Origin of the sequence: Paenibacillus sp. GYB004 (genome assembly GCF_036577605.1) — a bacterium.
Lineage (GTDB): Bacteria > Bacillota > Bacilli > Paenibacillales > NBRC-103111 > Paenibacillus_AB > Paenibacillus_AB oceani.
Genome location: NZ_JARBDB010000030.1, coordinates 125,948 through 141,137 on the forward strand (window position 1 = coordinate 125,948; position 15,190 = coordinate 141,137).

At 53.5% G+C, this 15,190-nt stretch carries 13 protein-coding genes; all 13 read right to left on the reverse strand.

The window, feature by feature from the left end:
- Positions 1-26 precede the first annotated feature (26 nt).
- On the reverse strand, positions 27-359 hold the full coding sequence (locus tag PV433_RS12640; protein WP_332072483.1) for a YlxQ family RNA-binding protein: 333 nt from the start codon (positions 357-359) through the stop codon (positions 27-29).
- A complete protein-coding gene (gene rnpM, locus PV433_RS12645; RefSeq protein ID WP_190927992.1) occupies positions 343-660 on the reverse strand; it encodes an RNase P modulator RnpM in 318 nt (105 codons plus the stop codon). Before rnpM ends, PV433_RS12640 begins: the two co-directional genes overlap by 17 nt.
- A 74-nt stretch (positions 661-734) precedes the next feature.
- Positions 735-1,832 carry a transcription termination factor NusA gene (gene nusA / locus PV433_RS12650; protein ID WP_190927990.1) on the reverse strand — a complete coding sequence of 366 codons (1,098 nt, stop codon included), beginning with the start codon at positions 1,830-1,832 and terminating at the stop codon, positions 735-737.
- A 33-nt stretch (positions 1,833-1,865) separates the two neighbouring features.
- Positions 1,866-2,324: a ribosome maturation factor RimP gene (rimP, locus tag PV433_RS12655; protein ID WP_332072484.1), complete on the reverse strand. Its 459-nt coding sequence runs from the start codon at positions 2,322-2,324 to the stop codon at positions 1,866-1,868.
- A 248-nt stretch (positions 2,325-2,572) separates the two neighbouring features.
- Positions 2,573-6,883, reverse strand: coding sequence for a PolC-type DNA polymerase III (locus PV433_RS12660; RefSeq protein ID WP_332072485.1), 4,311 nt, complete (start codon positions 6,881-6,883; stop codon positions 2,573-2,575).
- 187 nt (positions 6,884-7,070) lie between these two features.
- Positions 7,071-8,519, reverse strand: coding sequence for a proline--tRNA ligase (proS, locus tag PV433_RS12665; protein WP_190927984.1), 1,449 nt, complete (start codon positions 8,517-8,519; stop codon positions 7,071-7,073).
- A gap of 352 nt (positions 8,520-8,871) precedes the next feature.
- Positions 8,872-10,131 carry an RIP metalloprotease RseP gene (rseP, locus tag PV433_RS12670; protein WP_442951513.1) on the reverse strand — a complete coding sequence of 420 codons (1,260 nt, stop codon included), beginning with the start codon at positions 10,129-10,131 and terminating at the stop codon, positions 8,872-8,874.
- Between the two features lie 145 nt (positions 10,132-10,276).
- Entirely contained in the window at positions 10,277-11,422 is a 1,146-nt protein-coding gene (locus tag PV433_RS12675) for a 1-deoxy-D-xylulose-5-phosphate reductoisomerase (RefSeq protein ID WP_332072486.1), read from the reverse strand.
- 30 nt (positions 11,423-11,452) lie between these two features.
- Positions 11,453-12,247 (reverse strand): phosphatidate cytidylyltransferase, encoded by a 795-nt coding sequence (locus PV433_RS12680; protein ID WP_332072487.1) that lies wholly within the window; start codon positions 12,245-12,247, stop codon positions 11,453-11,455.
- A gap of 26 nt (positions 12,248-12,273) precedes the next feature.
- The gene (locus PV433_RS12685; protein WP_332072488.1) at positions 12,274-13,038 is read right to left on the reverse strand and encodes an isoprenyl transferase; all 765 of its coding nucleotides are present in this window, start codon (positions 13,036-13,038) and stop codon (positions 12,274-12,276) included.
- Between the two features lie 73 nt (positions 13,039-13,111).
- Positions 13,112-13,666: a ribosome recycling factor gene (gene frr / locus PV433_RS12690; RefSeq protein WP_190927976.1), complete on the reverse strand. Its 555-nt coding sequence runs from the start codon at positions 13,664-13,666 to the stop codon at positions 13,112-13,114.
- Entirely contained in the window at positions 13,666-14,394 is a 729-nt protein-coding gene (pyrH, locus tag PV433_RS12695; RefSeq protein ID WP_190927974.1) for a UMP kinase, read from the reverse strand. Before pyrH ends, frr begins: the two co-directional genes overlap by 1 nt.
- 127 nt (positions 14,395-14,521) lie before the next feature.
- On the reverse strand, positions 14,522-15,172 hold the full coding sequence (gene tsf / locus PV433_RS12700) for a translation elongation factor Ts (protein ID WP_190927972.1): 651 nt from the start codon (positions 15,170-15,172) through the stop codon (positions 14,522-14,524).
- Positions 15,173-15,190 lie beyond the last annotated feature (18 nt).

The window sequence follows — 15,190 nt, forward strand, 5'->3', positions numbered from 1 at the left end:
AGACGCGCAATTTATCTTTGTCTTGATTAGTCAATAGGTTTCACCTCCGGGTTATTTACGAGACACGGCTCGATCAGCCGGGCAAATCCTGCATCTACTACCGCTACAAGCACGCGCGCCTCTTTCCCGATCGCGGCGCCGAGCTCATACCGGTCGAAACATTCTGCCAGCGTAACGCCATAATGCTGGCATTTGTCCTGAAACTTTTTGCGAGTATTGTCCGATGCGTCTTCCGCCATCACGACCAGGCGAGCCTGTCCCGAGCGTACCGCTTTCAGGACGCCTTCTTCACCGATGGCGAGTTTCCCCGCCCGCATCGCGAGCCCCAAGTAAGATAACACCTTATTCGGACTGTTCATCTGGTTTCCCACAACTAACCGATTTGAATTTGTCCTGCACGGAGGAGAAGTCTTGCTCGAGCCGCTCGTACTGTTCCGGTGTCAGGTTCACCTTGAGCGCCCGGTCGAAAGCCTTCGTTTTCCTCGCTTTTTTGAACGCTTCCGCATCCCCGCATATATAAGCGCCGCGTCCGTTTTTCTTGCCGGAAAGATCGAGCTCGACCTCCCCCTCCGGCGTGCGGACGATCCGCAGCATTTCCCGTTTGGATAACGTTTTTTGGCAGACGATACATTTACGCTGCGGTACTTTTCTTGCTTTCACGGCCATCCCCACCTTTATCCCGTTAAAAACCGTTCGACATCCGCTATCGGGACCGCGAACCGCTTCCTAACCGGTTAGTCGATGCTGACCGAGTCTTGAGGCATTTCCACACCCGACGAACGCGGGCGTCCCAGCTCCTGCTCGGCCTGCGATTCGCTTTTGATATCGATCTTCCAGCCCGTAAGTTTGGCGGCCAGACGAGCGTTTTGCCCTTTGATGCCGATCGCAAGCGACAGCTGGTAGTCCGGCACGATAACCCGCGCCATTTTCTCCGCTTCGAATACGTTCACTTCGAGCACCTTGGAAGGACTGAGCGCGTTGGCGACATACTCCTCAACATTTTCCGACCAACGGACGATGTCGATTTTCTCGCCGCGGAGCTCGTTTACGATCGTTTGCACGCGCGTACCTTTCGGACCTACGCAGGAACCGACCGGATCGACCTCATCGTTGCGGGAATGGACCGCAATCTTGGAACGAAAGCCCGCTTCCCTGGCGACGGAACGGATCTCCACGACACCTTCGTAAATTTCCGGAACCTCGAGCTCGAACAGCCGCTTCAGCAGACCGGGGTGTGTGCGGGACAGCATAATTTGCGGTCCTTTTGTCGTGTTCTCCACCTTCGTTATAAACGCTTTGATCCGGTCCTGGTGCTTGAACTTCTCGCCCTGCATCAACTCGCTGAGCGGCAGCACGGCTTCCACCTTGCCGAGGTCCAAATAAATGTTCCGCAAATCTTGACGCTGTACCGTGCCGGTTACAATATCTTCCTCCCGATCGATAAACGCGTCGTAAATAAGTCCCCGCTCCGCTTCGCGGATACGCTGGGTCACGACCTGCTTCGCCGTCTGGGCGGCAATCCGTCCGAAATCGCGCGGAGTGACTTCAATCTCCACGATATCGCCCAGTTGGAAGTTCGGATTAATCTCTCTAGCCGCAGACTGCGATATTTCAAGCCGGAGGTCGAGCACTTCCTCAACGACGGTTTTACGGGCATACACTTTAATTAGTCCAGTATGACGGTTGATGTCAACCCTCACGTTTTGTGCTGTATTGAAGTTGCGTTTATAGCTGGAAATGAGAGCCGCTTCGATCGCATCGATCAAAACGTCCTTCGAAATCCCTTTCTCCCGCTCAATATCCGACAACGCTTCGATAAATTCCATGTTCATGTTTGGTGGATTCCTCCTTTCAAGGGTAAGCCGCTAGAACAAAATCGCAAGACGGGCGCTTGCGACTTTGCCGACCGGAATTTCCGTTTTTTTGTTCGCCGCAAGTACGACAAGCTGGTTCTCGTCGCAGCTCAGCAGCGTCCCTTCGAATTCCTTGGCGCCGTCGACCGGCTCGTACGTCGTTATAAAGACGTGCTTGCCTACCGCCCGGACAAAATCCTGCGGTTTTTTTAGCGGTCTTTCCGCTCCGGGAGACGATACTTCGAGAAAATAGGCGGTTGGAATCGGATCTTTCTCATCCAGCCGCTCACTTAAAAACTCGCTGATGCGGCCGCAATCGTCAATGTCGATGCCGCCCTCTTTATCTACAAATACGCGAAGGAACCAGTTGCTTCCCTCCTTCACATACTCGATATCCACCAACTCGAACCCTTCACGCTCCAAAAAGGGCGCCAGCATTTGCTCCACGGCCGTTTTGATGTGCTGCGCCATGGTCGACCTCCTTCGCTACTTTCGCCGGATAGCTCCGATATGTGCGATAAAACGTAAAGAGTGGGTTTCCCCACTCTCCTGTCGCGTCAATCTATCCGTACTCATTATTGCCAAAAATGATTATACCATAACAGTTGTTTCCTTTCAACCTGAAAACAAGCGGTTTCCTAGCTCAAACGCGGCCGTCCCAGCGGAAAAAATCGATTTAATAGAAGCTTCTGACGAAACCTCTCCACGGTCCCGCGCCGTTAAAACAAGGACAGCTGGTTGGACTCCGGCAAGCCGCGGAAGCAGCCCATTCCGCCTAGTATTTCGATGATCGTTTTGGTTGCTTTGGACTTCGTCTGGAAGTCTTCGATCGACAGGAACGGCCCGTCTTCCCGGGAAGCCGCAATATTGCGGGCCGCGTTTTCCCCTACTCCCTGAATGGAAGAGAAGGGAGGGATGAGAGCTTTGTCGTCGATTATAAACCGCGTCGCGTCGGACCGGTACAGATCGATGCTTTTGAACGAAAATCCGCGGGCCGTCATTTCCAGCGCCATCTCCAGCACCGAGATCATCGCCTTTTCTTTGGGCAGCGCCTGGAACCCTTTCTCCTCGATCTCGATCAGCTTCGCTTTGATCGCGTCGTAGCCTTGGCAGCACAGCTCGATATCGAAATCCTCGGAAGCGCGTACCGAGAAGTACGTAGCATAATAGGCGATCGGGTGATACAGCTTGAAATAGGCGGTACGTACGGCCGATATAACGTAAGCGGCGGCATGCGCCTTCGGAAACATGTATTCGATCTTCAGACACGAATCGATATACCATTTCGGCACGTTATGTTTTTTCATTTCATCGATCCACTCATCCGTCAGCCCCCGGCCCTTACGCACGCTTTCCGTAATCTTAAACGCCAGACCCGCATCCAGTCCCGCTTTATAGATCAGATACAGCATGATATCGTCCCGGCAGCCGATAACGGTTTTAATGTTGCACGTATTGTTCCGGATCAGCTCCTGGGCGTTGCCGAGCCACACTCCCGTACCGTGAGACAGTCCGGAAATTTGCAGCAGGTCGGCAAACGTGGAAGGTTGCGTTTCCTGAAGCATCTGACGGACGAACTTCGTCCCCATCTCCGGCACCCCGTAAGTCGCGACAGACGAACGGATTTGTTCGGGCGTTACGCCCAGCGCCTCGGTAGAGTTAAACAAGCTCATTACTTTCGGATCGTTCATCGGAATCGTCGTCGGGTCTACACCGGTCAAATCCTGCAGCATCCGCATCATCGTCGGATCGTCGTGTCCGAGTATATCGAGCTTGAGCAAGTTTTCCTCAAACGCGTGATAATCGAAATGGGTCGTTTTCCAATCGGCCTTCGTGTCGTCGGCCGGGTATTGAACCGGCGTAACGTCCTCGACTTCGATGTAATCGGGTACGACGACGATTCCGCCCGGATGCTGTCCCGTACTGCGCTTTACTCCGGTACAGCCTTGAGCCAGACGCAGCACCTCGGCCGTCCGCCATTTCTTGCCCTGGTCTTCCTCGTATTTCTTGACATAACCGAATGCGGTCTTCTCCGCAACCGTACCGATCGTTCCTGCACGAAACACACTTTTTTCGCCGAACATCACCTTCGTGAAATTATGCGCCTCAGGCTGGTATTCCCCGGAGAAGTTCAGATCGATATCGGGAACCTTATCGCCCTTAAAGCCGAGGAACGTCTCGAACGGAATATCCTGGCCTTCGCCCTTCAGCTTCGCTCCGCACTCCGGACAATCTTTGTCTGGCAGGTCGAAACCGCTCGGTATGCTGCCGTCGAGAATCCATTCGCTGTGCTTACACGAAGGACACATATAGTGCGGCGGCAGCGGATTAACCTCCGAGATCCCGAGAAACGTGGCGACTACCGACGAGCCTACGGAACCCCGGGAACCGACCAGGTATCCGTCGGCGTTCGACTTTTTGACGAGGCGGGCGGAGATCAGATAGTTGGCGGAGAAGCCGTAATTGATAATCGGCACGAGCTCTTTCTCCAGACGCTTGACGACTACTTCGGGAACGGGATCGCCGTACAGATCTTTGGCTGTATTGTAGCAGGTTGTGCGGATTTCGTCCTCCGCTCCTTCGATAATCGGCGTAAACAGCTTTTTCGGGAACAGATCGTACTCCTCGATCAGATCGGCGAATAAGTTCGTATTCGTGACGACGGCTTCGTACGCTTTCTCTTGGCCCAAATGAGCGAATTCGTCGAGCATTTCCTTGGTCGTGCGGAAATGAACGTCCGGCTTCTTCATATCCTTGAGCGGACTAAACCCGGTGATGCCGTGAATCGTAATGTCGCGGTGTATTTTCTCTCTGGGGCGCAAATAGTGCACGTTACCCGTAGCGATCAGCCACTTGCCCTGCTTCTCCGCAATTTGCGCGACGCGCCGGTTCGCCTCCTCCAGCTCCAGTCTGCTGCCGACGAGCCCTTTGTCCACCAGATGCATATTCACGCCGATCGGCTGCACTTCCAGCACGTCGTAGAACTCTGCAACCTGCTCCGCTTCCTCCATCGACTTGTTAAGCACCGCTTCGAAAAATTCGCCTTTCTCGCAGCCGGATGAAATAAGAAGCCCTTCCCGGAGCTCGATCAGCTTGCTGCGGGGAATACAGGGCACCCGGTTGAAATATTCGGTGTGCGACATCGAAATCAGCTTATACAAGTTCTTTTTCCCATCCGCATTTTTGGCATAAATGCAGCAGTGGAACGGACGGGTGTTGGACAAATTCTTCCCGACCTCATCATTCAACTGTGTGAGCTGCAGCTTGCCGCGATCGGCCGCCTCTTTCAGCAAATGGAACAACACTTGCCCGAGCGCCGCAGAGTCGTCCACCGCCCTGTGGTGATTGTCCAGGCTGACCTTGAACTTGTCGGACAACGTATTAAGCCTATGGTTTTTAAGCGTCGGGTACAGCAGCCGGGCCAATTCCAGCGTATCCAGAACGGGGTTCGGCAAAATCGGCAGCTGCTGTCTTTTGCACGATTCCTGAATAAAGCCCATATCGAATTTGGCGTTATGAGCCACAAGCACCGCATCGCCGACGAACTCGATAAATTTCGGAAGCACATCCTCCAGTTCGGGTGCGCCAACAACCATTTCGTCCGTTATCTGGGTCAATTGGGTGATGTGATAAGGGATTTTTTCGTGCGGATTAACGAAGGTTTCGAACTTGTCGATCACTTTGCCGTCCTGCATCTTAACGCCGGCCAGCTCGATGATCTTGTTGTTGATAACCGAAAGACCGGTCGTCTCGATATCGAATACGACGTACGTCGCTTCGGCAAGCGATAGATCGGCCGCATTCATGACAACCGGCACCGCATCGTTAACGACGTTCGCTTCGAGTCCGTAAATCATTTTGATTCCATGCTTTTTCGCGGCTTTGTTCGCTTCCGGATATGCCTGCACGTTGCCGTGGTCGGTTAGCGCGATCGCTTTGTGCCCCCACTTTGCGGCGGTTTTGATATATTCGTCGATCGGGGTTACGGCATCCATCGTACTGAGCGTCGAATGCAGATGCAGCTCCACCCGTTTCTCGGGCGCGTCGTCCTTTCGCTCCGGGGGCGCCACGACTTCGGTCAGATCGCTTGGAATCATAACCAGCTCCGGAGTCATCATGAACCGGTCGTACTCCACTTTGCCGCGCACACGAATCCATTTGCCGTTTTGAAGCAGGTTTAATATTTTCAAATCTTCCTTGTTGCGGGCAAACGCCTTCAGCATGAGAGAATCGGAAAAGTCGGTCAGCTTGAACTCGAACAACGTGTTGCCGTTTCTCAGTTCCTTTTTGTCCAGTCCGAAAATGAGCCCCTGCACCGTTACTTTTTTCTCTTCCTCAAGCACGTCCTTCAGAGGCACCGGCGGATCTTTGATCTCATAACCGATCATCAGCTTCAGATCGCCTTCCGGAACTTCCGGCAGCTCCGGCTCCGTGTCCACGGACGTCATAATTTCTTGAATAACCGTCCGCTCTTCCTCGACGACCCGCTGCGCAAACTTTTCAAACACTTCGTTGCTGGTCTCGCTTAGCGCCAGTCTGACGTTATAGCGGCGGCCGAAATTTTCCTCGAAAAACCGCTGCACCCAGCCGTCGACGCTTCTTTTGCGGGCCATCTCGAGTCCGATCGGGTCAAGCATCCGCAGCGTAATGACGCCTCCGTTCACCTCATAAGACGCTTTGCTCATCCAGCCGTTGACCGAGGCCGCTTCCCGCTGCACCCAATCGATGAACAGCCCCCAATAATGCTCGAGCAGCTGCTCGTCGGCCACCTCGGCGGAATAGTGGAAGATCATGCGGATTTTGGCGATATGCGCATATTTGTCCCGCACCATTTTATAAAATGAACGGTAAATATCTACCGGGACAACTTTGTTCTTGGCGATGATAAACGTCCATTCCCGGTTGCTCCGGCTGCATTCCACCCTCTCGATATGACCGTCCGTAAAATACGCTTCGACGACGTTGGCCGGCACGGCCGACTGCTCCAGCAGCAGCTCAAACCGCTTCCTTTTGTCCGCCGCGTTGCTCATCCGGTTCCCTCCCAAACTAGCTAGTGATGTCGCATTGGCAGATTGATAGATTCATAGGCAGGGGAATTCCTTCCTGCCGGTTCATGGGCACTCGTCGTCCCTCATGCCGGGACAAAAAATGACCCCAAAAAGCGGATGAAAGCCGGAAGCTCATCCATGTCCCTTCTTGGGGTCATTGCCGAACCGATCAATACGATTTGCCGTAAACGACCGTATGTTCCGCTTTGGAGCCGCACACGATACATGCGGACTTGTGTTCCTTCGGTTCAAACGGCATATTGCGGCTCGTCGCCCCGGTTTCTTCCTTGACTTGACGTTCGCATACGTCCGAACCGCACCAGCCGGCGAGGACGAACCCGCGCTGCGCCTCCAGGAAGCTTCTCATCTCATCCAGCGTGTCGAGCGATTTGAAGTTGCTTTCCATTAACGCCTTGGCGTTGTCATACATCGCCTGATGGACTTCTTCCAGCAGCTTCTGCACTTCGTCTACGATCGCATCGAGCTTCACCGGACGTTTCTCCCCGGTAACGCGGGAGACGAGCACCGCTTGTCCGTTCTCCATATCTCTCGGTCCGAATTCGATGCGGATCGGTACTCCGCGCATTTCGTATTCGTTGAATTTCCAGCCCGGGCTTTGATCCGGGTTATCGTCCAGCTTCACGCGGATACCGGCCCGTTTAAGCTCGTAAAACATCTCTTCGGCGCGCGGCACGACCTGATCGCGCGTCTTCGGAGGGCCGATTGGGATGACGACAGCTTGCGTAGGAGCGACCTTCGGCGGAAGCACCAGTCCGCGATCGTCCCCGTGCACCATAATCAGCGCGCCGATCAGACGTGTACTGACGCCCCAGGACGTCGTATGTACATACTGCTGCTCGTTGCTCCGGTCCAAATATTTGATATCGAACGCCTGTGCGAAATTGGTTCCCAAGTAGTGGGAAGTTCCTGCCTGAACCGCTTTGCCGTCCTTCATCATCGCTTCGATGGAATACGTGTCCACAGCGCCGGCGAACTTCTCCGAAGGCGTCTTCTGTCCGACGATGACCGGAATCGCCAGGAAGTTTTCCGCGAATTCGCGGTATACTTCCAGCATCCGCATCGTTTCTTCGCGGGCGTCCTTCTCGTCCTCATGGGCCGTGTGGCCTTCCTGCCACAAAAATTCCGTCGTCCTCAAAAACGGCAGGGTCCGCTTTTCCCAGCGCACTACATTGGCCCACTGGTTGATCAGTACCGGCAGGTCGCGATACGAGTTGATCCAGTTCGAGTACATATGGCCGATCATCGTCTCCGAGGTCGGACGGATGGCAAGCCGCTCTTCAAGCTTCTCTCCCCCCGCTTCCGTCACCCAGGGCAGTTCGGGATTGAAGCCTTCCACGTGTTCTTTCTCTTTCTGGAAGAAGCTCTCCGGAATGAACAGCGGGAAGTAAGCGTTGCGATGGCCGGTTTCTTTGAACTTGCGGTCCAGCTCGCGCTGTATATGTTCCCAAATCTCGTAACCGTCGGGACGAAGAACGACGCAACCGCGAACCGGCGAATAACTCATCAGTTCCGCCTTGCTGATCGTGTCGAGATACCAGCGGGAGAAATCTTCGGCTTGAGGCGTAATTTCTTTAACAAATTGTTTTTCTTTGGACATGAGCGACTGGGCCTCCTGAGAGCTTTTCGTAGAAAAGCTTGCGTCGTAAGGATAAACTTGGGCTTTTTTGTAAAAAAAGCCTGCGTCTTAAGGATAAACTTAGCTTTTTGAAGAAAAGCTGACGTCCTAAAGATAATCGGAGCTTTTCGTAAAAAAGCTGCGTCGTGAAGACGATGGAAAGTGACTCTATTACGCCATTTTAGCATATCTCGGCTAGATCGTCATAAAAAGCTTCGTAAGACCGAAGATAGCAATTAAATGGTCTTCCTATTTGCCGCTAAGCGTAAGCGTAGTGCCTGCATCGCCGTAAACCGGCAACAGGACACAATCGCTTGTGTCCTGCCGGATGGCCTCAGCCTTTGATCAAGCGCAAAATGTCGTTGTACGTAACGGCAATCATAAGCAGCATCATCATCGCAAAGCCAACGAAATGGACCATGCTTTCCCGATTCGGATCGACCGGCTTTCCACGGACTGCCTCGAGACCGAGAAAAACTAGTCGGCTGCCGTCCAACGCAGGGAATGGCAATAAATTGAATATCCCCAAATATAAGCTAAAGACGGCACACCAGAACGTGTACTGCGGAAGCCCTGCGCTTGCGTGCTCCCCGGTCACTTCCACAATCCGGACCGGACCGCCGAGATCGTCCAGCTTAAACTGTCCCGTCACCAGCGTCTTGAAGCCGATCATAATTTGTTTCGTAGCCTCGACCATATTGTTCCAACCGCCAGATAACGCCTCGCCGATTGTCGTTGTCCGCGTATCGGCGGTCAGCCGTACACCGACTAATACGGTGTTCTCTTTTAATTCTGGAGTTACTTGCAGAAGCTGTACCTGCCCGCCACGCAAAATGGTCCAGTCCATCTTCTTGTTCTCCGAGCCGCGAATAAGGCCCGTTAATTCGCTCGGTGCGGAACCGATCTGCTGTCCGTTCACTTGCGTGATAATATCCCCGGCGAGCAGCCCCGCCTTCTGGGCGGGAGAGTCGGGCTCTACCCGGTCGATCTTCACATTGGTCGGCATTCCCGCCAAAAACATGACGGTCACGAACAAAACGAATGCCAGGATAAAGTTCATGAGGGGCCCGGCGAATATCGACAACGCCCGCTGTCCGACCGTCTTGCTTCCGAACTGCCGGTCCCAAGGCGCGATTTGCGCTTCTTTGCCTTTTGTAATCATAAACGCGGCAGGATCTACGGCATAGGTCAGCTTCTCCCCGTCCACATCCAGCTTCACGCTGAGCTGATGCTCCAGGTCGATCTGCTCTACCGTTCCTTGGACCACACCTGTTCTCTGATCCAGCTGATCGAGGTAAATCCGGCTTACGCGTCCTTGCTCGAGACCGACGGCGATCGTCTGGCCCGGCTGAATCTGGACGATCTCCGGGTCTTCGCCCGCCATCCGTACGAAACCGCCGATCGGAAGCAAACGAAGCGTGTAGCGAGTCTCCCCGCGCGTGAACGAAAACAGCTTAGGACCGAAACCGATAGCGAATTCGCGCACGAGAATACCGGCCCGTTTCGCGAAATAATAATGTCCCCATTCATGGATCGTCACAAGTACGAAAAACATAAGCACAATCTGAAATATGACCTGAGGTGACAACAGCATCTTCCTCCCGCGGCGCTTATCCCGTAAAGCTCGGGCTGCGATCGTATCGCAGTTTCTTGTTTCAGCCTGTACTAAGATTAACATTATTCTTTACTATAATACAAGCAAGCCGCAAGGATCAGAACCTGAAGTCGGAGGTCTTTCCCTACACCCGTATTTCACCGGCAGCCAGGCGGGCCCAGCTGTCCGCTTCGTCGATTTCTTCCAGAGCCGGAAGCCGGATCGGCTGATGGCGCCCGATCACCGATTCGATCACTTCCTCAATGCCGAGGAACGTGATTTCACCGGCCAAAAACCGGGCTACGGCGACCTCGTTCGCCGCATTAAATACCGTCGTCATCGTTCCGCCCGTCTTTCCGCATTCAAAAGCCATACGCAGGCAAGGAAAACGATCGAAATCCATCGTACGGAAATGCAGCTTGCCAAGCTCCGTCAAATCCAGAGATTGAACGGGAGAGACGTACCGGTCCGGATATGTAAGCGCATACTGGATCGGAACTCGCATATCGGGCAGTCCCATCTGAGCGATGATGCTGCGGTCTTCGTATTCGACGAACGAGTGGATGATGCTTTCCGGATGGATGAGCACCTCGATCTGCTCGTACGCTAGGCCGAACAGCCAGTGTGCCTCGATGACCTCCAGCCCTTTATTGACCATTGTAGCCGAATCGATCGTCACTTTTGCTCCCATCGACCAGTTCGGATGGGCCAGCGCTTCCTGCACCGTAACGTTTGCGAGCTGCTCCCGCGTACGGTCACGGAAGGAACCGCCCGAAGCGGTCAGGACGATTTTCCGGACCGATTTTATCGATTCGCCGTTTAAACATTGAAAAATCGCGGAATGCTCGCTGTCTACCGGCAATATTTGCACGCCTTTGCGCAGCGCCGCAGCCGAGACGAGATGCCCTCCGCTTACAAGCGTTTCTTTGTTGGCGAGACCGATCTGTTTCCCGGCTTCGATTGCAGCTAGCGTCGGCTTTAATCCCTGGCTTCCGACAATCGCCGTGACGACCATATCCGCATCGTTGTTGGCCGCCGCTTCGATCAGCCCCTGCTCTCCGTACACAACAGCCGTTCCGGCCGGGAGCCGCGGGATTACCGTATCCGCCAGTTCCTTCGAAGATACGGATACGAGCCTGGGCCGGAACCGGTTCGCCTGCTCGACCACCAGATCCCCGTTCTGCCCCGCTGCGAGCGCTTCGACTTGAAACTGCTCGGGATAGCGGGATATCACGTCCAGCGTTTGCGTGCCGATCGATCCGGTGCTGCCCAGTAAAGAAATTCGTTTCATGCCTCTATGGCACCTCCGTTAAATGGCCGGTTACTGCGGGATAAGAGACAGCAGGTGGACGAACGGAAAGACGATCAGCCAGCTGTCGCAGCGGTCCAGCACGCCCCCGTGCCCCGGCAGGATAGCGCCGGTATCTTTAATATTGCGAATTCGTTTGTAGGCGGATTGGATCAGATCGCCCATCTGACCGACGACCGCGATCGCGAGCCCGAGCCCGATGGCGCTTCCCCAAAACAACAGAGAAGGAGCATATAAAGAAAAGCAGAGTGCAGCAACAATCGAAACGGCGATTCCGCCCAAAGCTCCCTCCACTGTTTTTTTGGGGCTGATGGTAGGCCACAAAGGACGCTTCCCAAACGCGCGCCCTGTGAAATAGGCTCCCGTGTCGGACGCCACGACGCATACGAACAGAAGCAAGGTCCAGTAAAGGCCGTTCGTGCCCAGAAGCGTCGCTATCATGTAATGAAAGCCTGTACCGATATACAAAGCGCCAAGAAGCACAAGCGCAATCTGGTCGATCGTCACTTTGTTTTTGGATATAACCGTCACCGCGAACATGAGAAATAGAGCCAGCCACGCCGTCGATTCGTAGGAAAGCGCCTTCCACTCAGGATATTCCTCCCAAGGAAACGCGATGTACAGCGTAGATAGGTATCCGAGCAACGTAATTAAGCGTATTTGCGGCTGACCGTTCATACGCGTATATTCGAAATAAGCGACAGCTGCGAGCAGCAAAATCAAGGCGGTATAATAAAAACCGCCTAGAACGAGAAATAGTAAAAACCCGGCACCTGCGACGACGCCGGTAATAATTCGTTGTTTCAACCGATTTCCTCCGTCCGAAAAACGTGCTACAGGCCTCCGTATCGTCTAGCCCGGCGCTGGTATTCGCCGATCGCCTGCATCAGATGCCGCTCGGTGAACTCCGGCCAATAAATGTCGGTAAACCAAAGCTCGGAATAGGCCATCTGCCATAACATGAAGTTGCTGATCCGAATTTCTCCGCTCGTCCGGATGATCAGGTCGGGATCGGGCAAATTGCCTGTAAGCAGCTTGCTGGAGAGAATCGATTCGGATATGTCCTCTTCGTTCAGCTCTCCCCGCTTCACTTGCTCGGCGATTTCACGGACGGCATTTACGATTTCGTGGCGGCTTCCATAATTGAGCGCAAAATTAAGGATAAGGCCGTTGTTGCCTTGCGTTCGTTCGATCGCCGTTTCCACCGCTTCCAGCGTGTGGCCGGGAAGCCCTTCCTTCCATCCGGTCAGTCGGACCTGAACGTTTTTCTCGACCAGTTCATCGAGTTCAAGCGCCAAAAATTCCTGAGGCAGCTTCATCAAAAAGTCGACTTCTTCGCGGGGACGTTTCCAGTTTTCCGTGGAAAAGGCGTACAGTGTCAACACTTTAACTCCCAGTTCGTCCGCCGCGATCGTAGTCCGTTTTACGGCTTTCATGCCCGCATGATGCCCGGCGATGCGGGGCAAGCCCCGTTTTTTGGCCCATCTGCCGTTTCCGTCCATAATAATCGCGATATGACCCGGAATATTGTCCGGCTGCAATTGCCCGATATTGTTTACGCTCCGGTCGGATTGCGCCTTTTTGAAAAGATGGAACATAGTACCCACACACCCCTGTTCGAAGCGAACACAAAAATCCCCCTTCGATACCGGGGGGCCTTGATCCCTGCTGTTACACTTCCATAATCTCTTTCTCTTTGGCCGCCAGCACTTTATCCGTTTCAGCAATGAACTTGTCTGTGGATTTTTGAATATCGTCCTGATGACGGCGGGATTCGTCCTCGGAAATCGTCGTTTTCTCGAGTTTTTTAATCTCATCGTTAGCATCGCGACGAATATTGCGGATCGCCACTTTCGCTTCTTCGCCATATTTCTTCGTCATTTTGACGAGTTCCCCGCGGCGTTCTTCCGTAAGCGGCGGAATGCTGAGACGAATCGCACTGCCGTCGTTGGAAGGAGTAAGACCCAGCTCCGACTTTAAGATCGCCTTCTCGATCGCGCCCATGGAAGACTTGTCCCACGGCTGAATCATAAGCGTGCGGGAATCGGGCGTATTAATATTCGCCAGCTGATTGACCGGCGTCATCGAACCGTAATATTCGACTTGGATGCGATCCAGCAGAGCCGGGGTGGCGCGTCCTGCGCGCAAAGCAGCCAGTTCTCTTTTGAGCGCTCCAATCGCTTTCTCCATACGTTCTTCCGCATTTTTCTTAATGGACTGCGGCATCAATGTGCACTCCCTTTCACAATCGTTCCGATTTTCTCGCCCAATACGGCCCGTTTAATATTTCCGCGTTCGGTGATGGAAAATACGAGCAAAGGAATATTATTATCCATACAGAGCGACGATGCTGTTGAATCCATTACGCCCAAGTTTTTGTTGAGCATCTCCATATAAGTGAGGGTTTCGAATTTCTCGGCATTCGAATCTTTGAACGGATCTGCGCTGTAGACGCCGTCCACTTTATTTTTGGCCATAAGGATAACTTCCGCTTCGATCTCAGCCGCACGGAGCGCTGCAGTCGTATCCGTCGAGAAGTAAGGATTGCCGGTTCCCGCTGCAAAAATAACGACGCGGCCTTTCTCGAGATGGCGAATCGCTCTGCGGCGAATGTATGGCTCCGCTACTTGCTGCATCGTGATCGACGTTTGAACACGGGTCGGAACTTCGATTTGCTCCAGGGCGTCTTGCAGCGCCAGCGAGTTCATCACCGTTGCCAGCATCCCCATGTAGTCCGCAGTAGCCCGGTCGATTCCTTTGGCACTGCCGGCGATACCTCGCCAGATATTGCCCCCACCGACGACGATAGCCACTTCCACGTTCAATTCGTGTATATCTTTCACCTGAGCGGCGATTTCTGAAATCATGGCGGAGTCGATTCCGTATCCTTGTTGACCAGCGAGCGCTTCCCCGCTAAGCTTCAACACCACTCGTTTGTATTTCGGTCGTTCCAATATGGTCTCCTCCTATGCCGGTTCCGTTACAAAAGAAGGAACACGCTGTGCCTGTGTTCCTTTTGTCGGGCAGTTATGGGACAACCAATACCGAATAATCTCTGGTATTGGTTGTCCGGACGCTACCTTATTGTTTGACTTGAGCCATAACTTCTTCCACGAAGTTGTCTTGCTTTTTCTCCATACCTTCGCCCAGCTCATAACGAACGAAACGGCGGATCGCGATTTTCTCGCCGATCGTAGCCACTTTTTCATTCAGCAGCATGCTGACCGTTTTGTCCTGATCCTTAATGTATGGCTGCTCGAGCAAGCAATATTCTTCGTAATATTTCGAAAGACGGCCTTCTACCATTTTGTCGACGATATGAGCCGGTTTGCCTTCGTTCAGAGCCTGGTTTCTCAAAATTTCGCGCTCTTTGTCCAGCGCCTCTTGCGGTACTTCTTCACGACCGACGTACAGCGGGCTTGTAGCTGCGATTTGCATCGCGATGCTGCGGACGAATTCGCGGAACGAATCCGTATTGGCAACGAAGTCGGTTTCGCAGTTGACTTCGACAAGCACGCCGATCCGGCCGCCTGCATGAATATAAGATTCCACGAGACCTTCGGTTGCGATGCGGTCGCCTTTTTTAGCTGCTGCGGACAACCCTTTCTCACGAAGGAGCTCGGCTGCTTTTGTCAGATCTCCATTTGCTTCTTCCAAAGCTTTTTTGCAATCGAGCATGCCTGCTCCGGTTTTTTCGCGCAATTCTTTAACTGCTTGTGCCGATACTGCCATTTCCGTCGTACCTCCCTT